The sequence below is a fragment of the Bradyrhizobium sp. PSBB068 genome, assembly GCA_016839165.1.
GTDB lineage: Bacteria > Pseudomonadota > Alphaproteobacteria > Rhizobiales > Xanthobacteraceae > Bradyrhizobium.
Genome location: CP069300.1, coordinates 5,206,930 through 5,225,116 on the forward strand (window position 1 = coordinate 5,206,930; position 18,187 = coordinate 5,225,116).

At 65.2% G+C, this 18,187-nt stretch carries 15 protein-coding genes and 1 pseudogene; 10 read left to right on the forward strand and 6 right to left on the reverse strand.

Translation table 11 applies throughout. The annotated features are described in order from the left end of the window. Positions 1-51: 51 nt before the first annotated feature. The gene (locus JQ507_24420; GenBank protein QRI68069.1) at positions 52-1,740 is read left to right on the forward strand and encodes a SulP family inorganic anion transporter; all 1,689 of its coding nucleotides are present in this window, start codon (positions 52-54) and stop codon (positions 1,738-1,740) included. Between the two features lie 256 nt (positions 1,741-1,996). Here the strand turns inward: JQ507_24420 and JQ507_24425 are convergent. Both JQ507_24425 and JQ507_24430 read right to left on the reverse strand, forming a co-directional pair. Beyond that, positions 1,997-2,388: pseudogene (locus JQ507_24425) on the reverse strand (hypothetical protein). Positions 2,389-2,618: 230 nt separating this feature from the next. Continuing rightward, positions 2,619-4,043 carry an FAD-binding protein gene (locus JQ507_24430; GenBank protein QRI68070.1) on the reverse strand — a complete coding sequence of 475 codons (1,425 nt, stop codon included), beginning with the start codon at positions 4,041-4,043 and terminating at the stop codon, positions 2,619-2,621. Between the two features lie 160 nt (positions 4,044-4,203). Here JQ507_24430 and JQ507_24435 point away from each other — a divergent pair, with 160 nt between their 5' ends. Next, complete coding sequence (locus tag JQ507_24435; GenBank protein QRI73494.1) at positions 4,204-4,692, forward strand: thioesterase family protein; 489 nt, start codon at positions 4,204-4,206, stop codon at positions 4,690-4,692. A 10-nt stretch (positions 4,693-4,702) separates the two neighbouring features. Here JQ507_24435 and JQ507_24440 read toward each other — a convergent pair whose 3' ends face one another. Continuing rightward, a complete protein-coding gene (locus JQ507_24440) occupies positions 4,703-4,876 on the reverse strand; it encodes a DUF1328 domain-containing protein (protein ID QRI68071.1) in 174 nt (57 codons plus the stop codon). A 281-nt stretch (positions 4,877-5,157) separates the two neighbouring features. On the opposite strand from JQ507_24440, the gene JQ507_24445 reads away from it, so the two are divergent. From JQ507_24445 to JQ507_24465, 5 genes are all read left to right on the forward strand, one after another. Next, positions 5,158-7,671, forward strand: a complete 2,514-nt coding sequence (locus JQ507_24445) for a UvrD-helicase domain-containing protein (GenBank protein ID QRI68072.1) — start codon at positions 5,158-5,160, stop codon at positions 7,669-7,671. Between the two features lie 63 nt (positions 7,672-7,734). Then, a complete protein-coding gene (locus JQ507_24450; GenBank protein ID QRI68073.1) occupies positions 7,735-8,148 on the forward strand; it encodes a hypothetical protein in 414 nt (137 codons plus the stop codon). Further along, positions 8,148-8,810, forward strand: a complete 663-nt coding sequence (locus tag JQ507_24455) for an OmpA family protein (GenBank protein ID QRI68074.1) — start codon at positions 8,148-8,150, stop codon at positions 8,808-8,810. Before JQ507_24450 ends, JQ507_24455 begins: the two co-directional genes overlap by 1 nt. 152 nt (positions 8,811-8,962) lie before the next feature. After that, positions 8,963-9,886 (forward strand): ABC transporter ATP-binding protein, encoded by a 924-nt coding sequence (locus tag JQ507_24460; GenBank protein QRI68075.1) that lies wholly within the window; start codon positions 8,963-8,965, stop codon positions 9,884-9,886. Beyond that, positions 9,883-10,644 carry an ABC transporter permease gene (locus JQ507_24465; protein ID QRI68076.1) on the forward strand — a complete coding sequence of 254 codons (762 nt, stop codon included), beginning with the start codon at positions 9,883-9,885 and terminating at the stop codon, positions 10,642-10,644. Before JQ507_24460 ends, JQ507_24465 begins: the two co-directional genes overlap by 4 nt. A gap of 103 nt (positions 10,645-10,747) precedes the next feature. Here the strand turns inward: JQ507_24465 and JQ507_24470 are convergent, their stop codons facing one another. Next, positions 10,748-11,077, reverse strand: coding sequence for a hypothetical protein (locus JQ507_24470; GenBank protein QRI68077.1), 330 nt, complete (start codon positions 11,075-11,077; stop codon positions 10,748-10,750). Positions 11,078-11,364: 287 nt separating this feature from the next. Between JQ507_24470 and JQ507_24475 the strand changes: the two genes are divergently transcribed. Together JQ507_24475 and JQ507_24480 are read left to right on the forward strand one after the other, a co-directional pair. Beyond that, complete coding sequence (locus tag JQ507_24475) at positions 11,365-12,156, forward strand: L,D-transpeptidase (GenBank protein QRI68078.1); 792 nt, start codon at positions 11,365-11,367, stop codon at positions 12,154-12,156. Positions 12,157-12,458: 302 nt separating this feature from the next. Then, positions 12,459-13,262 carry an alpha/beta hydrolase gene (locus JQ507_24480; protein ID QRI73495.1) on the forward strand — a complete coding sequence of 268 codons (804 nt, stop codon included), beginning with the start codon at positions 12,459-12,461 and terminating at the stop codon, positions 13,260-13,262. A gap of 48 nt (positions 13,263-13,310) precedes the next feature. Here JQ507_24480 and JQ507_24485 read toward each other — a convergent pair whose 3' ends face one another. Continuing rightward, on the reverse strand, positions 13,311-13,808 hold the full coding sequence (locus JQ507_24485) for a DUF308 domain-containing protein (GenBank protein QRI73496.1): 498 nt from the start codon (positions 13,806-13,808) through the stop codon (positions 13,311-13,313). Between the two features lie 53 nt (positions 13,809-13,861). Further along, complete coding sequence (locus JQ507_24490) at positions 13,862-16,126, reverse strand: fused MFS/spermidine synthase (protein QRI68079.1); 2,265 nt, start codon at positions 16,124-16,126, stop codon at positions 13,862-13,864. 241 nt (positions 16,127-16,367) lie between these two features. Here JQ507_24490 and JQ507_24495 point away from each other — a divergent pair, with 241 nt between their 5' ends. After that, positions 16,368-17,969, forward strand: coding sequence for an NAD(P)/FAD-dependent oxidoreductase (locus JQ507_24495; protein ID QRI68080.1), 1,602 nt, complete (start codon positions 16,368-16,370; stop codon positions 17,967-17,969). The last annotated feature ends 218 nt before the right edge of the window (positions 17,970-18,187 follow it).

An 18,187-nucleotide genomic window follows, 5' to 3' on the forward strand; every position in this document is an offset into this window, starting at 1 on the left:
GCAGCGCGATGGCGGACTATCGCGAATCGCCGCAGCCCGCGTGGGAGACCGATGCCCGAAGCTGATCCGACATCCGCCCATTGGCCGATCTTCCGTTCGCTCAGGGCGTTCAAACCGAGCGACCTGCCCGGCGACCTGATCGCCGGGCTGACGCTGGCCGCGATCGCGATCCCGGAACAGATGGCGACTGCGCGGCTCGGCGGGTTCTCGCCGCAGATCGGCTTCTTCGCCTTCATGGCGGGCTCGCTCGGCTTTGCGATGTTCGGCGCCAACCGCTTCCTGTCCTGCGGCGCAGACTCCACGATCACGCCGATCTTCGCCGGCGGACTGGCGCTGATGGCGACAGCAGGTTCGCCCGACTATCAGGCGTTCGCGACGGCGCTGGCGCTGCTGGTCGGCGTGATCATGATCGCCGGCAGCCTGTTCAAGCTCGGCTGGATTGCCAATCTGCTCTCGACGCCGGTGATGGTCGGCTTCCTCGCCGGCATATCCGTCCACATCCTGGTCTCGCAACTGCCCGGCGTGCTCGGCCTGACCACGCCGGACGGGCCGACGCTCTACAAGCTCGGAGTGCTCGCCGGGAAGATCGACCAGACCAATGTCTACACGCTGGCGATCGGGCTCGGCGTGCTAGCGCTGGTCGCCGGATCGGAGAAGATCAGCGCGCGGATTCCGGGTGCGCTGATCGGGCTTGTCGTCGCCACCATCGCTGTCGTCGCCGGCCATCTCGAAAGCAAGGGCGTCAAGGTGGTCGGCACCGTGCCGGGCACGCTGCCCAAGCCGTCATTTCCGGACATCGCACCGGAGCGATGGATCAAGCTGCTGTCGCTCGCGATCCTGATCGCCGTCGTCGTGATGGTGCAGACTGCGGCGACGACGCGCTCGTTTCTATCCGATCCGGACAAGCCGGCCGACGTCGATCGCGACTTCCTCGGCGCCGGTGCCGGCAGTGTTCTGGCTGGACTGTTCGGCGCGTTTCCGGTCAATGCCAGTCCGCCGCGGACCGGCATCGTGTCCGAAACCGGCGGTCGCACGCAGCTGTCAGGGCTGTTTGCCGCGGCCATCGTGCTCGCACTGCTCGCCTTCGGGGCAACGCTGCTGCAGCACGTGCCGGACGCCGCGCTCGGCGGCGTGCTGCTGTTCGTGGCGCTGCGCATCATCCGCGTGGCGCAGATCGTCTTGATCTTCAGCCAGTCGTTCTACGAATTCCTGCTGGTGGTGGCGACGGCCGCCGCGATCATCGTGCTGCCGATCGAGCAAGGCGTCGCAGTCGGCATCGCGCTATCGCTGTTGCACGGCATCTGGACCACGACGCAGGGCCGGCTGGTGGAATTCGTCCACGTCCCCGGCACCACGATCTGGTGGCCGACGGGCCCGCACACGTCAGGCGAGCGCAAGGCAGGCATCGCGGTCGTCGGCCTGCAGGCACCGCTGTCGTTCCTCAACGCTGAAGGCTTCTACAGCGGCGTGCTCAAGACCATCGGCGCGGCGGCACAAAAGCCGCGGCTGCTGGTGATCGAGGCCAGCGGCATGGTCGAGATCGACTTCACCGCGGCGCAGGCGCTGCGCGATCTGTTTCGCGAATGCCGTGATGACGGTGTGACGGTGGCCGTGGCACGGCTGGAATCCACCCGGGCGCAGGACGCGTTCGAGCGCTTCGATCTCTATGAGGTGCTGCAACGGGACCACGTCTTCCACAGCGTCGACGAGGCGGTGCGTGCGCTGGGCGGGCAGACGTAGATTTGATGACGTCGTAGCCCGAATTGAGCTCCGCACCGTCCGGGCTTCAGGCCGCTGATTTCGGAATATTGGAAAAGTATCCGTGAGTTGCCCGACGTGTCAAGTGGCTTGATCGAACGTCGTTTGGTCGAACGCCGGCCGCCGCCGACTGCTTTGCATGGGGTTGTTTTCGATATTTCGACAAGGCCCCCCGGGAGAGGCGCGCCGGACGTGCTGCAAGACCGATCGAGCCCGATTTCCGCTCGGGTCGAGCGACTCAAGCCTGCTCACTCTGCAGCGTCGGATGCTCCTTCAGCAGCTCCGCCTTGATCGAGCCCGCGTGGATGGCACGGAACAGCGCTCGTCCCGTCTTGATGTTGTTGGCCTTCATGCACAGACCAACGATCTCGCGCACCGCGGAGTCCCGCACCAGTTCGTCGGAGATCTTCATCGCGGTCTCCATCGCGACCTTGGCGGCGCGCTCATAGCGATCGCGCTCGATCTGCCGCTGCTTTGGTGAACGCTTGCCGGGCGAGCCGATCGCCTCGGCGCAGCCGGCCGCATGTGGCAGATCGCACGGATCCGCTGCGCAGCCTCAATGTCGCCGAGCGGCTGGGCGACGGGATCGTCCCAGATATCCGTGCGCTTGACCTTGTTGAACAACCACATTGCCGTGCCTCGAAAGCGCGGCAAGCATAACTGGCCCTGGTGCAACCTGTGAATGGCGGAGTCTGCGCGATGCCGAGCAAGCGGCGAGCTATGGCGCTAGAGCCACACCGCGCCGCCCGCTCCGCGAAATAGACGTGCGAAGCAAGAAGCCAAGTTTACACTGCGTCACACGCGGGGCAAAAAAGTTCCGCACACGGACGCTGACGAATCCTCTGCGGCGTGACGACGCCTCACGCCGCAGGAACGATCTTTCCGGGATTGAAAATGTTTTGCGGATCGAGCGCGAGCTTCAGCGCCCGCATCGCATCGAGCGCCTCGGGACCGAGCTCGGCCTTCAGATATTTCTGCTTGCCCTGCCCGATGCCGTGCTCGCCGGTGCAGGTGCCGCCCATCGCCTGCGCACGTTCGACCAGCCGATGCATGAACTCCTCACCGCGCGCCATCTCGCCCGTGTCGTTGACGTCGCAGAGCATCGAGCAGTGGAAATTGCCGTCGCCGACATGGCCGACGATCGGCGACAGCAGATTGAGCCGCTTCAAATCCTCTTCGGTCTCGGTGACGCAATCGGCCAGCCGCGAGATCGGCACGCAGACGTCGGTGGCGACGACGCCGATGCTGTCGCCGGGGCGCAGCGCCTTGACGGACCAGTAGGCGTCATGCCGGGCCTGCCACAGTCTGGTGCGGTCCTCCGGCTTGGTGGTCCAGGTGAAGTCGCCACCACCGCATTCCGCGGCGATGTCGCGGAAATTCTTCGACTGCTCGGCAACCTCGACCTCGCTGCCGTGGAATTCGAGCAGCAGCAGCGGCGTCTCGGGCAGCGACAGCTTCGAGTAGCTGTTGCAGGCCTTCACCTGCGCGGCGTTGAGCAACTCGATCCGGGCGACCGGGATGCCGGTCTGGATCGCGAGGATCGTGGCCTGGCAGGCGCCGCGTACGGTCTCGAACGAACACGCGGCGGCCGCGATCGTGTCGGGAATGCCGCGCAGGCGGATGGTCAGTTCCGAGATGATGCCGAGCGTGCCCTCGGCGCCGACGAACAGATGCGTGAGATCATAGCCGGCCGACGACTTCTTGGCGCGGGTGCCGGTCGTGATGATCTCGCCGTCGCCGCGCACCACCTTCAGCGCCAGCACGTTCTCGCGCATGGTGCCGTAGCGCACCGCGTTGGTGCCGGAGGCACGGGTCGAGGTCATGCCGCCGAGCGAGGCATCGGCGCCGGGATCGATCGGGAAGAACAGGCCCTGGTCGCGCAGATGCTCGTTCAGCGCCTTCCGCGTCACGCCGGGCTGGATCACGCAGTCGAGGTCCTCGGCATGCACCTCGAGCACCTTGTTCATGTCGCGCAGATCGATGCAGACGCCGCCCGCCGGCGCGTTGACCTGGCCTTCGAGCGAGGTTCCGGTGCCGAACGCGATCACCGGCACGCGATTGGCGGCGCAGATCCGCACCACGTCCTGGATGTCGGCGGTTTCCTGCGCCATCACGACCGCGTCCGGCGGCTGGTTCGGCAGCCACGTGGTGGTATGGGCGTGCTGCTCGCGCACCGCCTGCGACGTGACGAGCCGGTTGCCGAACCGCGCCGCCAGCGCATCGATCGCGCGCTTCAGGGCCTCAGGTTCAGGTCGCGTCACATTGCTCGAAATCGTTGTCGCCACGTCAAATTTCCTCCCGGCTTTAGCCGACCGTGGCAAAGCTTGTATAAGGGGTCAAGAGAGCCTGACTTGAAAAAGTGGCCGCCGGAGTCACAGAAAAGCTCATGCTCGCAAGGCAACGAACCGGGGATGGAAGATGACGTCAGAGACTGCCACGAGCGAGATGCCGCTTCCACCAGCCCCGTTCAGATCGTCCGTGATGCAGATCGAGCCGCAATGGATCGACTATAACGGCCATCTCAACATGGCCTATTACAATGTGATGTTCGACCGCGCCATCGACGAGATGTGGCTGCAACTCGGCATCGGGCCGGTCTACATGAAGGCACGGCACTGCTCGACCTTCACCGCCGAATGCCACGTGCGCTACTTGCGGGAAATCCATCTCGGCGATCCCGTGCAGGTTTCGGTCTTCCTGCTCGGCGCCGACGAAAAACGGCTGCACACATTCGAGGAGCTGCGCCATGCCACCGAGGGCTGGCTGTCGGCGACCTCGGAAAACCTCACGCTGCACATCGACATGGAGGCGCGCAAGGTAGCGGCATTTCCGCCTGACATCCGCGCCCGCGTCAAGGCGATCGTGGACAGCTATGCCGGCGTGCCGCACCCCGAGGGCATCGGCCGCAACGTGGCGATGCCCTCGAGAAAATAGCCAGCCTTGGCTACACTCGCGTGCGGCCGCGCGCCAATCCGACCACCGCCGACACCAGGAAAAGGATGATGGCGATGAAGAAGATCGCCTTGGCGATTTCGATCGAGGCGCCGGCGATGCCGCCGAAGCCCAAGATGCCCGCGATCAGGGCGATGACCAGGAATGTGACGACCCAGCTCAGCATGATCAAACCTCTGCTTGGTTTCCTCGCGCCGCCTTTCGCCCGGCGCCATAGCTTGAGGAAACAAATCGGCAGCGGAACGCTGGTTCCTGAGGGTGAAACCGCGAAATTTTCGCCGATTTCAGGAACCAAGCTCACACTGGACTGCTGCCAAAACCGTGACTGCCGTCGGGGATAAAACCTGTCAAAACGGCCGATCAGGCCCTATATGGCCTTCAATCCCTGCTAAGAAAGCTCCCCTTCACCGTCCCACGGTGCCATCGTGGGGCCGAGACGATTCGCCAATGACCGAGCCGAGCAAATTGCCCCATCACGGCGTTCCCGAGCACCAGCCTGCGGCTGGCGGCATCGCCGCGCGTGCGCGGGCGGCCGCCGGTCCGCAATATCTCAACGGCCTCAACCCCGAGCAGCGCGAGGCGGTCGAGACGCTCGACGGTCCCGTATTGGTGCTCGCCGGCGCCGGCACCGGCAAGACGCGCGTGTTGACCACGCGCATCGCGCATATCCTGAGCCAGGGCCGCGCGCGCCCGCAGGAAATCCTGTCGGTCACCTTCACCAACAAGGCGGCGCGCGAGATGAAGCTGCGGCTCGGCCAGATGCTCGGCCAGGCGGTCGAGGGCATGCCGTGGCTCGGCACCTTCCACTCGATCGGCGGCCGCATCCTGCGCATCCATGCCGAGCTGGTGCAGCTCAAATCCAATTTCACCGTGCTCGACGTCGACGACCAGGTGCGGCTCTTGAAGCAATTGCTGCAGGCCGAGAACATCGACGACAAGCGCTGGCCGGCGCGGATGCTGGCCGGGCTGATCGACAGCTGGAAGAATCGCGGGTTGTCGCCGTCGCAGGTGCCGGCGGGCGAGGCCGCCTCGTTCGGCAACGGCAAGGGCGGCAAGATCTACGCGACCTATCAGGAGCGGCTGAAGATCCTCAACGCCGCCGATTTCGGCGACCTGCTGCTCGAGAACATCCGGCTGTTCCGCGAGAACCCCGACGTGCTGCGACAGTACCAGAACCGCTTCAAGTTCATCCTGGTCGACGAATATCAGGACACCAACGTCGCGCAATATCTGTGGCTGCGGCTGCTGTCGCAGGCGCCTGCGCGGCAGGGTCTTCCGATCTCGGCAATCATTCCCGGCGCGACCGATGCTGAACCGGCGAAGGAAGACGCCACCGCGCAACCGGCGCCGGCTCCGCCGTCCGCACCGCCGCGCAACATCTGCTGCGTCGGCGACGACGATCAGTCGATCTATGGCTGGCGCGGCGCCGAGGTCGACAACATCCTGCGCTTCGAGCACGATTTCCCCGGCGCCAAGGTGATCCGGCTCGAGCGCAACTACCGCTCGACCGGCCACATCCTCGCCGCGGCCTCGCATCTGATCGCGCACAATGAAGGCCGGCTCGGCAAGACGCTGCGCACCGAGGACGTCGACGGCGAGAAGGTCACCGTCACCGGCTCCTGGGATTCGGAAGAGGAAGCGCGGGCGATCGGCGAGGAGCTCGAGGAGCTGCAGCGCGCCGGCGAGAACCTCAACGACGTTGCCATCCTGGTCCGCGCCTCGTTCCAGATGCGCGAGTTCGAGGACCGCTTCGTCACGCTCGGCCTGCCCTACCGCGTGATCGGCGGCCCCAGATTCTATGAGCGCGCCGAAATCCGCGACGCGCTGGCGTATTTGCGCACCATCAATTCGCCGGCCGACGATCTCGCCTTTGAGCGCATCGTCAACGTGCCGAAGCGCGGCCTCGGCGACGCCACCGTGCAGCTGCTGCATGACCATGCCCGCAAGCGCCGGATTCCGCTGTTCGAGGCGGCGCGCGCCGTGGTCGAGACCGACGAGCTGAAGCCGAAGGCGCGGGGCTCGCTGCGCGGCCTCGTCATGCAGTTCGACCGCTGGCGCGCCCAGCGCGAGGTCACCTCGCACACCGAGCTCGCCGAGATCGTGCTCGACGAGAGCGGCTACACCGAGATGTGGCAGAAGGACCGCTCGGCGGACGCCGCGGGCCGGCTCGACAACCTCAAGGAACTGGTGCGCTCGATGGAGGAATTCGAGAACCTGCAAGGGTTTCTCGAACATATCTCGCTGGTGATGGACCGCGACGGCGAGGCCGGCGACGAGGCGGTGTCGCTGATGACGCTGCATTCGGCCAAGGGCCTCGAATTCGACAACGTGTTCCTGCCGGGCTGGGAGGAGGGCCTGTTCCCGAGTCAGCGCACGCTGGACGAACAGGGCCGCGCCGGGCTCGAGGAAGAGCGCCGCCTCGCCCATGTCGGGCTGACCCGCGCCCGCCGCCGCGCAAAAATCTATTTCGCCACCAACCGCCGCATCCATGGCACCTGGTCGACCACGATCCCTTCCCGCTTCCTCGACGAGCTGCCGGCGCACAATGTCGAGATCACCGAATCCAAGGGTGGATCGGGCTGGGGCGGCAGCGGTGGCTACGGCGCCTCGCGCTTCGACAACCTCGAATCATTCGGCTCGAGCTATTCCACCCCGGGCTGGCAGCGCGCCCAGGCCAACCGCGGCCGCGGTGGCGGGGGCCGTGGCGGCGGCTTCGAGGAGCGGCAATCATCTTTTTCGTCTGATAGCTTCAGCCGCACCAAGCGCGGCCCAATGGTGATCGAGGGCGAGCTGGTGGCGAAGTCCACCGGCACGACGTCGGAATTTTCGCTGGACGATCGGGTGTTTCACCAGAAATTCGGCTACGGCCATGTGGTGAAGATCGACGGCAACAAGCTGACCATCGCCTTCGAAAAGGCCGGCGAGAAGAAGGTGGTCGACAGCTTTGTGGAGCGGGCGTGACAGAACGGCCTTCTCTGTTCGTAGCCCTTGACCCCAGTTGAATTCACGGGTTGAGATGGCCCCATGGTCCGGGGTGGGTTTTTCCTTTTTGTCGTCGCGCTCACTGCGCCGTCGCTGGCGGTCGCGGAGACGCTCAGCTTTGGCGATTCGGCAGCCGCACTCGCCAAGGCCTGCGGCGCAGACATCACCGCCAACTGCCGCGGCGTCAACCTCGACTCCAACCGCCTTAAGGAATGCCTGTCGCGCAACCGCGACGTGATCTCGCCGACCTGCAAGGAGAGCTACTTCTCCACCCTCGATGCGATCCAGAAGCGGATCGCGGCGCGCGTGACGGTTGCCAATGCCTGCACCCGCGAGATCGTCAAGGTGTGCGGCGGCTCGACCAAGGAGACCAGCAAATCGGTGCCCTGCCTGGTCGCCGCCAAGGGCCTCAGCCGCAATTGCGCCCAGGCGATCAATGACGCGGGGTATCAGTGATGCGCCGAGGCCTGCGCGATCTCGGCCTGCTCGGCACGCTGGTCTTGCTGGCGATGCCGCTCGCGCATGCGCAGACCGCGATCACGCGCGATGACGTCATCGCCAAGCTGGATCATTTCGAGACGGCTGCCGAGATCGACGTTCCCGCGCTGCGCCAGCAGGTGCTCGAACGATCACGCTCGCGTTCGAAGAACGAGCCGCCGCCGTCGAAGCGGCCACCGATCGCCCCCGACCTGAACAACCTGCCGGCATTCAATGCCGACATCCAGTTCGACGTCGACACGCCGATCGTGCTGCCGAATTCCTATCAGACCGTCGGGCGTATCGCCGATGCGCTGACGCACGCCTCGCTATTGCCGTACACCTTCCTGATCGTCGGTCACATCGAATCGACCGGCCGGCGCGAGAACAACGTGATCCTGAGCCAGCGGCGGGCCGACGCGATCCGCGACATTCTGGTCAACACCTTCAAGATCGCGCCCAAGCGCCTGCAATCGGTCGGGCTTGGCGAAGAGCAGTTGCTCGATCCCACCCGCATCAATGCGCCAGTCAACAACCAGGTGCAGATCATGCTGGTCGCGAAGGTCGCTGACGAGCCCGCCGCGCACCCAGCCCCGGCGGCGGCGGCCAAGAAGCCGCCGAAATCAATGAAGAAGCGTTGAGGCGACTTTTCCGCCACACCACAGCACGAATTTTCTGTCCGGCCGGGTGATTGCAGAACGGATTATACGTCCCTATCTGCGCTTGACCCTCACTCCGCCCCGCCGGCCCCGATCCGCGTCGGCCATCCCTCCCTCACGCCTCCGACGCTTTCATGTCGCCGATCATCTCCGTTTCCAATCTCTCGAAGACCTACGGCTCCGGCTTCAAGGCGCTGAAGGGCATCAATCTCGATATCAACCGCGGCGAGATCTTCGCGCTGCTCGGGCCGAACGGCGCCGGCAAGACCACGCTGATCAGCATCATCTGCGGCATCGCCAATCCGAGCCAGGGCACGATCAGGATCGGCGGCCACGACATCATCAGGGATTATCGCGCGGCAAGGTCGATGATCGGGCTGGTTCCACAGGAACTGCACACCGACGCGTTCGAATCGGTATGGGCGACCGTCAGCTTCAGCCGCGGCCTGTTCGGCAAGCCGAAGAACCCCGCTCATATCGAGAAGGTGCTGCGCGACCTGTCGCTGTGGGACAAGAAGGACAACAAGATCATCACGCTGTCCGGCGGCATGAAGCGCCGCGTGATGATCGCGAAGGCGCTGTCGCACGAGCCGCAGATCCTGTTCCTCGACGAGCCGACCGCAGGCGTCGACGTCGAGTTGCGCAAGGGCATGTGGGAGGTGGTCCGCACGCTGCAGGCGTCCGGCGTCACCATCATCCTGACCACGCACTACATCGAGGAAGCCGAGGAGATGGCCGACCGCATCGGCGTCATCAACAAGGGCGAGATCATCCTGATCGAGGACAAGGCGACCTTGATGCAGAAGCTCGGCAAGAAGGAGCTGACGCTGCAATTGCAGAACAAGCTCGACGCCATTCCGCCGGCGCTCGCCGCCTACAATCTCGAACTGTCCGACGACGGCCACGCAGTGACCTACGACTACGACACCAAGGGCGATCGCACCGGGATCACCAGCCTGCTCAACGATCTCCGCAACGCCGGCATCCGCATCTCCGACCTCGACACCAGGCAGAGCTCCCTCGAAGACATCTTCGTCAGCATCGTGAGGGCGCCATGAACTATCGCGCGATCCGGGCGATCTATCTGTTCGAAATGGCGCGCACCTGGCGCACGCTGCTGCAGAGCATCGTCTCGCCCGTGGTCTCGACCTCGCTGTATTTCGTGGTGTTCGGCGCTGCGATCGGCTCGCGCATCACCGAGGTCGAGGGCGTCAGCTACGGCACCTTCATCGTGCCCGGCCTCGTGATGCTGTCGGTGCTGACACAGAGCATCTCCAACGCCTCGTTCGGCATCTACTTCCCGAAATTCGCCGGCACAATCTACGAGATCCTGTCGGCGCCGATCTCGTATTTCGAGATCGTGATCGGCTATGTCGGCGCGGCCGCCACCAAGTCGATCATTCTCGGCCTGATCATCCTGGCGACCGCCGGACTGTTCGTACCGCTGCATATCCAGCATCCGGTCTGGATGCTGACATTCCTGGTGCTGACCGCGGTCACCTTCAGCCTGTTCGGCTTCATCATCGGCATCTGGGCCGACGGCTTCGAGAAGCTGCAGATGATCCCGATGCTGGTGGTGACGCCGCTGACCTTCCTCGGCGGCAGCTTCTACTCGGTGAACATGCTGCCGTCGGGCTGGCGCACCATCACGCTGTTCAACCCGGTGGTCTATCTGATCTCCGGCTTCCGCTGGAGTTTCTACGAGATCGCCGATGTCAGCGTCGGGCTGAGCCTCGGCATGACCGCAGCGTTCCTGATCGCCTGCATGGTGATCGTGGCCTGGATCTTCAGGACCGGATATCGGCTGAAGAACTGAGACCCGTAGCCCGGATGAAGCGCAGCGCAATCCGGGACAGCCTCGCGGTTTGGCACCAGAGGCCCCGGATTTCGCTTGCGCTCCATCCGGGCTACGCACCAGCTCAATAGCAATGGAAATGGCCGTGGCGGTAATAGCCGCGGCAGCGATGGCCGCGGCGGTAGCCGCGATCCGGGATGCCGAACACGCCCTTGACCGCGCCCATGGCGCCACCGACGCCGGCGCCGACGGCGCCGCCAACCACGCCGCCCACCGGACCGGCGACCCGGTTGCCCTCGTAGGCGCCCTCGTGGGCCCCGCGGACGATGCCCTGGGCATGGCCCGCATGGGGGACAGCGGCCAGCGTCAAAGCGAGGCCAGCGGCTGCAAGCAGGAGCCGCGCGGAGAGGCCCGCTGGGTGGACGGCCGCGGTCTTAACTTTGCTGTTGTTCATCTGGGTTCCTTAAAGTGCGACGCGAATGCGTCGTCGGGGCGGGATTGTGAAACGCCCATGCGGCCAAATGGTTGCGTTCGGCGGTTCATCGGGGCTGTCGTCGCACCCTGCTCGCGAAAAAGTCAGCACGTCGTGACGGGCCCGCCCGGCTTCGGCCTTGTTTGCGCCGCGCGCGGGATTAACGATGCGCGAAGTCCGCGACTGGAACCAAGTTCGGATTCCGTGCATATTGGTTGCCGGGGACGGAGAGCCGCTGCTGCGACAGGCCTGGAGGCCAAGGTAATAAAATGCGTTCGTTCCTCATTGCGTTTACGTCCGTAATGCTGGTCACCGCCGGCGCCGCGCAGGCCAAGGTCGATATCACCATTGACAAGGACAACCAGCAGATGACCGTCGCGGTCGATGGCGTCGCGCGCTATCACTGGCCGGTCTCAAGCGGCATACCCTCGCGCGAAACGCCGAACGGCACCTTCCGCGCCTTCCGGATGGAAGAGGATCACTACTCCAAGGAATTCGACGACGCGCCGATGCCGCACTCGATCTTCTTCACCAAGATCGGCCACGCGATTCACGGCACCGATTCAGTGAGCCGTCTCGGCACGCCGGCCTCGCACGGCTGCGTGCGGCTGTCGCGCGACAACGCCTCGACGCTCTACGCGCTGGTCCAGAAAGAAGGTGTGCTCAACACCACGGTGACGCTGACCGGCTCGTCCCAGGTCGCGCTGGCGCGCAATCCGCGCGGGCGCAACGGCACCGCGGTCGCCCGCCGCGCGCCGCAGCAAGACGAGCAGTATGGCACTGCCGCCGCCGGCGACCCCGTCGTCCTGACCCCGCAGCCGCGCGAATATCCGGCGCAGGCTCGCGTCGACGACGGTTACATCTATCCGGCCGACGGCAGCTCGACCGCCCAGCGCTACCCGGCGCCGCCGTCGGCGCGCCGTGCCTACGGCGCGCAGGCCTATGGCCAGCAGCAATACTACGGCAACCAGGGCTACGCGCCGGCGCCACAGGTCTACTATCAGCCGCGGCCGAACTATCCGCGGCAGCGCGATTTCTACGGCAACAGCTATCAGGACTGAGACCGGCCCCTGATCCGTCGGTGGCGCCGTCACCCTGCGCCGTCGGTTCCCGAGGCCCCCTCACCCGCTTGTGAAGGCCTGGAAAGGCCCGTGCGGCCGTGCCCCGTGGCCCGTCGTCGCGCCGTCATCTGATTGTAAGATTAGCCCGATATTCGGCGGCAATCGTCGCCCGCCTGGCCTCGGAAGGCCGATTCACGCGGAATGCCCGCTGAAATCAGAGCGAGAGGCGCGCGTCACGAAGGCAGTATCAGAGGTCGGAAATGAAACGGGGCTTCGTTGTCCTTTGCCTGTGCATCGTGGCGATGGCCGGCTATTTCACGACGGACAGATGGGCGATCCGTCACGCGACGCTGACGTTCCACGACGTGCTGCGCGACGACCGCAACGTCACGGTCGAAGTCGCGGTCCGTCGCGACCGGCAGATGCAGGCCATGGCCGAGATGATCGAGCTGCCGGTCGCGATCCTCAGCCACGGCAACACCGTCAAGAACACCGAGTACTCGTTCCTCACCAACGTGTTCGCCTCGCGCGGCTACCTCGTGGTCAGCATTCAGCACGACCTCGACTCCGACGCCCCGATGGTGACCAAGGTCGGCGAGGAATATGTCGGCCGTCGCATGCAATATAATCGCGGCGTCTTCAACATCATGTATGCGATCGACGAGCTGAAGAAGCTGTATCCGAACGCAAACTATCGCGCGCTGACGCTGATCGGTCACTCGAACGGCGGCGACATCTCGATGTTCTTCGCCAAGCAGCATCCCGACCTGGTCAAGAAGGTCGTGACGCTGGACAATCTGCGCGTTCCCTTCATCACCGACAGCAAGATCAAGATCCTGTCGTTCCGTTCCAGGGATCCGGTGTTCAAGGCCGATCCGGGCGTCGTACCTGACGACGAGACCTGCGCCAGGCTCGGCATCAAGGTGGTCCGGACCCAATTCCACCACAACGACCTCAGCGACCGCGGCCCCGACAGCGCAAAGTCGTCGATCCAGGCCGGCGTCGAGCAATTCCTCGACGAGGATGCCGGCGAGACCACGCCGACGATGCCGCTGCTCGCCGCTTCGACGCCCGCCTCCGCGGCGACGGCACCGGAAAGAAAATAGCGATCGCGCTGACGTCGACGTGCGCTCGCCGGTGATGCCGGGCAACGCCTACGCACGCGCGCTGCGTTGCGCCCTGGCAACGAGCCAGATCGCCGAAAGCAGGAAATAGAACGCCCCGAAGCCCGCATAGGGAGCGACGTCGAGAATCGTCGGCGCTACGGTGCCGATCGATCGGCTGATCATGTAGCCGCCGGCAAGCGCCGACTGCGCGCCGCTCAGGATCATCGCCCATTGCGCGCCAACCTGACGCCAGCGCCTGACGCCGGTGGCGAGTTGCAGCACACCCGCGAGGATCGCCCAAACCCCGAACACCGCCAGAACGGCATAGGTGTCGCGGCCGATCGCCGCAATCACGGCGAGCGCCGTGATTGCACTGACCGCGACATTCAACGCTTGAGATGGGTTGGCGATCAACCCGCCGTTGACCCGCGCATCAGCCAGATTGGCGGTTGCGTCCCATGCCGGGTAGATCACGAGCAGGAACGCGGCGATGCCGGCGTGCCGGCTGAACAGAACCGCGGCGGCAACCCAGGCGATCGAGAAGATCGCGCGCCCAAAGCGCGATGACGATTCGACCCAATCTCATCGCGCTTTAGCGCCTACTGCTCGCCGTCGCGCAGGCGCCGGTAGACTGCGCCCAGCACGTTCGAATAGTCGTCGGTCCAGACCCGCTGCTTCTCGTTGGCATCGGTCTCGGTCCAGACATCTGACGAGGCGAGCCTGCCGACGTCCGCTTCATCGCGCGCCGAGACCACGACCGAGGTCGAGAAGATGTACTCGTTGTCGCGGCCGGAATCCTCGCTGTAGACCCAGCTCTTCATGTCGTTGGCATCGGCGATGCCGACCACGACACTGGCCAATTCGAGATGGCGGTTCGAGACGTGCATCACGACCGCGCCCTGCGGCGCCAGCTTCTCCTTGTAGATCGCCATCGCCTCTTCTGTCGCGAGATGGATCGGGATCGCGTCCGACGAATAGGCGTCGACGATGATGAGATCGTAGACGCCGTCCGGCTCCTTGGCGAAGGTCAGCCGCGCGTCGCCGATCACCGGCTTCAGGTTCGGCTCGCAATTCTGGATGTAGGTGAAGTATTTCGGGTCGCGCGCGGTATCGACCATCGACTGGTCGATCTCGAAGAATTTCCAGTCCTCGCCCGGCTGCGAGGCGCAGGTCAGCGTGCCCGAGCCGAGCCCGATTACCGCGACTTTCAGCGGCGCACCCTTGCGCTCGCGGATCGCCGTGATCGCCCGCCCGATGCCGCCGTCCTTGTGGTAGTAGCTGATCGGTTCGGGCCGCCCGGTCACCGGCGTGCCGTCGTCGTTCTTGAACTTCTCGGCGCCGTGGATCGTGGTGCCGTGCATCAGCACGTGATACTGCCCGTTCGGCGTCACCACGATCTTGTGCACGCCGAAGAAGCTGCGCACGGTCTCGACGCGGCCGTCGTCGGACGGATAGGCGCGCAGCACCACCAGCGCGACCACGACGGTTGCGAATATCTTCCGGCGATTTGCGTTCAGCGCAAGCGCGAGCAGCGCCGAGAGCACGCCGACCGCGCCGATCACCCACACCCGGTGGTCGTCGAACCAGTTGAAGATGTCGCCGGCCGAATAGCTCGGCGCGATCAGCGCGACCGCCAGCACCGCGAGGAACGGCCAGTACCAGGCGCTCCAGCGCGGCAGCCGCTCCGCGCCCCCGGGCGGACGGCACAGCGCCGCCAGCGCCAGCAGGATCGGATATTCAGCGATCCATGAGAAGGTGAACGGCGCGATCAGCCCCGCGAACAGGCCGCCGACCATGCCGCCGAACGACAGCGCGACGTAGAAGCCGGTGAGGTATTTCGCGGCGGGACGGGTGCGCGCGAGCTCGCCATGACAGGCCATCGCGATGATGAAGAAGCAGAGCTGATGGCCGCCGAGCGTCAGCAGCAGATTCTGCTCGCCACCGACCGCGAGCAGGATCACGACGCCGGCGATCGCCAGCGGCTGTGCCAACAGCATCCATTTGTGCGGCAGCAGCGGCCGCGACTGGAACACCAGCACCCAGGTCAAAAGATATAACGACAGCGGCAACACCCAGAGCAATGGCGCCGCCGCGACGTCGGTCGAGATATGCGCCGTCACTGCGATCAGGAGGCCCGATGGCACCGCGGCAAGGAAGATCCAGCGCGCCCGCAGGCCCCAGGACGGTGCCGGCGCATCGGCGTCATCAACCTGCATGTTGAGCACGCCTGCATTGGCCGGCGACCGCAACAACAGCACGCCGCAACCTGCGATCAAAAGAATCAGCAGGCCATAGCCGCCGGTCCAGATCAGGTTCTGGGTGCGCAACGTGAACATCGGCTCGAGCAGCACCGGATAGGACAACAGCGCCAGGAAGCTGCCGATGTTCGAGGACGCATAGAGGAAGTACGGGTCGGGCCCGCTGGGGTGGCCGGTGCGCACGAACCAGGCCTGCAGCAGTGGATTGTTGGCGGCAAGCGCGAAGAACGGCAGGCCGATCGAGACCGCGAACAGGCCGAGCAGCCACACCGCATAGCCCGAGGTCGGCGGCTCGCCCCAGCCGCTCCTGATCGAGAGCGGCAAGGTCAGCAGCGCGACGACGAGCAGCACCAGATGCACCGCGATCGGCACGACACGGCGCTTCAGCTTCATCAACAGATGCGCATAGGCGTAGCCTGCGAGCAGCAGCGACTGGAAGAACACCATCGCCACCGACCACACCGCCGGCGAGCCGCCGAGCCGCGGCAGCACCATCTTGGTGAACAGCGGCTGCACCGAGAACAGCAATAGCGCGCTGACGAAGATCGCGGCGGTGTAGACAACCAGCACCAGCCGGTTTCGCGAGGCGGACGGCTCAGACGTCATGAAGGCTCCGGCATGGACCCGGCGGGCGCCGGAGGCGGACGGCCCGGCGCCACCGCACCGGGGATTTGAATTGAGCATAAGGCAGTATCACGGACAAGAAACCGCGGTCACGTGGACTTGACGACGCGGCGCTGCAGCGCCACAGCACATTGGATCTTTCGGGTTTGAGGGCGCTATCGTTTCGATAATCCGGTTTCCGCTTTTGCGGATCATGCTCTAATCACTGCTTGTTGAAGCGGACATGAACAAAACAGACGTCGTCATCATCGGTGCGGGGCATAACGGCCTCACCTGCGCGGCCTATCTCGCGATGGCAGGGCTGCGGGTGAAGGTCGTCGAGCGCCGCAAGGTGGTCGGCGGCGCCGCCGTCACCGAAGAGTTTTGCCCGGGCTTCCGCAATTCGGTCGCCGCCTACACGGTGAGCCTGCTCAACCCGCAAATCATTTCCGACCTGAAACTTGCCGATCACGGTTTGCGGATCGTCGAGCGCCGCGCGCAGAACTTCCTCCCCGCGCCCGACGGCAGCCATCTGCTGACCGGCGAAGGCCGCACCCAGCAGTCGGTCGCGAAACTGAGTCCGCACGATGCCGCCGCCATCGGCGCGTTCTCGGGGGAACTCGAAGCCATCGCCGACGTGCTGCGGCAGTTCGTGCTGCGCGCGCCGCCGAACCTCGTCGAGGGCTTTGGCATCGGCGCAATCAGCGAAGTCTTCAACGCGCTCGGCACCGCCAACATCCTGCGGCGGCTGTCGCTGGAGCAGCAGCGCAATCTGCTCGACCTGTTCACGCGCTCGGCCGGCGAGATGCTCGACGAGCGTTTCGATAACGACCTCGTCAAGGCGCTGTTCGGCTTCGATGCCATTGTCGGCAACTATGCGAGCCCCTACGCCGCCGGCTCGGCCTATGTGATGCTGCATCATGCGTTCGGCGAGGTGAACGGCAAGAAGGGGGTCTGGGGCCACGCGATCGGCGGCATGGGCGCGATCACCCAGGCGATGGCACGTGCCGCGCGCAGCCACGGCGTCGAGATCGAAACCGATGCCCCCGTCCGCGAGGTGATCGTCGAAAATGATCGCGCCACGGGCGTTATCCTCGACAGCGGCGAGACGGTTCGCGCCAAATATGTCGTCTCCAACGTCAACCCGAAACTGCTCTACACGCGCCTGGTGCCGGAGGGCGCATTGGCGGGCGAATTCCGCACCCGCATCTCGCGATGGCAGAACGGGTCCGGCACGTTCAGGATGAACGTGGCGCTGAGCGCCCTGCCCTCGTTCACCGCGCTCCCAGGCCCCGGCGATCACCTCACCGCGGGGATCATCATCGCGCCCAGCCTCGGCTACATGGATCGCGCCTGGCGCGATGCGCGCGAATTCGGCTGGAGCCGCGCGCCGGTCGTCGAGCTGCTGATCCCATCGACGCTCGACGACAGCCTGAGCCCGCCGGGCCAGCATGTCGCGAGCCTGTTCTGCCAGCACGTCGCGCCGCAACTGCCCGGCGGCAAATCATGGGACGACCATCGAGACGAGGCCGCCGATCTGATGATCGCAACCGTCGACCGCTACGCGCCCGGCTTCGCGGGCTCCGTGATCGGCCGCCAGATCCTGTCGCCGCTCGATCTCGAACGGCAGTTCGGCCTTCTCGGCGGCGACATCTTTCACGGCGCGCTGACGCTGAACCAGTTGTTCTCGGCGCGGCCCATGCTCGGCCATGCCGACTACCGCGGGCCGCTCCGCGGCCTCTACCATTGCGGTTCCGGCGCCCATCCGGGCGGCGGGGTCACCGGCGCGCCCGGCCACAACGCCGCGCGGGCCATCCTGGCCGACCATCGCGCGCTGTTCGCCTGACGCGGACCGCGCCGTCAGACTGTGGACATATCTGTCGAGAAGCTGTGGATCGACCGTGGTCAGATCTGGTGTCCCATGGCGGCAAAGCCGGTGGACATCCCGGTGGACAGCCTGTGGAACAGAGGCCGATAACCGCGGGACGACGCGCTTGATGACTTGTCGATAAGCTGCGCAAAACCCGGTGGACAACCTGTTAAAGAAAAACACCGGGCGTCACT

What these genes read in the sequence shown, in the direction of transcription:
- JQ507_24455 (QRI68074.1), top strand. Translation starts at nt 8,148, where the DNA reads ATGCGCCGAGGCCTGCGCGATCTCGGCCTGCTCGGCACGCTGGTCTTG.
- JQ507_24470 (QRI68077.1), bottom strand. Translation starts at nt 11,077, where the DNA reads ATGAACAACAGCAAAGTTAAGACCGCGGCCGTCCACCCAGCGGGCCTC.
- JQ507_24420 (QRI68069.1), top strand. Translation starts at nt 52, where the DNA reads ATGCCCGAAGCTGATCCGACATCCGCCCATTGGCCGATCTTCCGTTCG.
- JQ507_24460 (QRI68075.1), top strand. Translation starts at nt 8,963, where the DNA reads ATGTCGCCGATCATCTCCGTTTCCAATCTCTCGAAGACCTACGGCTCC.
- JQ507_24440 (QRI68071.1), bottom strand. Translation starts at nt 4,876, where the DNA reads ATGCTGAGCTGGGTCGTCACATTCCTGGTCATCGCCCTGATCGCGGGC.
- JQ507_24465 (QRI68076.1), top strand. Translation starts at nt 9,883, where the DNA reads ATGAACTATCGCGCGATCCGGGCGATCTATCTGTTCGAAATGGCGCGC.
- JQ507_24475 (QRI68078.1), top strand. Translation starts at nt 11,365, where the DNA reads ATGCGTTCGTTCCTCATTGCGTTTACGTCCGTAATGCTGGTCACCGCC.
- JQ507_24450 (QRI68073.1), top strand. Translation starts at nt 7,735, where the DNA reads ATGGTCCGGGGTGGGTTTTTCCTTTTTGTCGTCGCGCTCACTGCGCCG.
- JQ507_24435 (QRI73494.1), top strand. Translation starts at nt 4,204, where the DNA reads ATGCCGCTTCCACCAGCCCCGTTCAGATCGTCCGTGATGCAGATCGAG.
- JQ507_24495 (QRI68080.1), top strand. Translation starts at nt 16,368, where the DNA reads ATGAACAAAACAGACGTCGTCATCATCGGTGCGGGGCATAACGGCCTC.
- JQ507_24445 (QRI68072.1), top strand. Translation starts at nt 5,158, where the DNA reads ATGACCGAGCCGAGCAAATTGCCCCATCACGGCGTTCCCGAGCACCAG.
- JQ507_24480 (QRI73495.1), top strand. Translation starts at nt 12,459, where the DNA reads ATGGCCGGCTATTTCACGACGGACAGATGGGCGATCCGTCACGCGACG.
- JQ507_24490 (QRI68079.1), bottom strand. Translation starts at nt 16,126, where the DNA reads ATGACGTCTGAGCCGTCCGCCTCGCGAAACCGGCTGGTGCTGGTTGTC.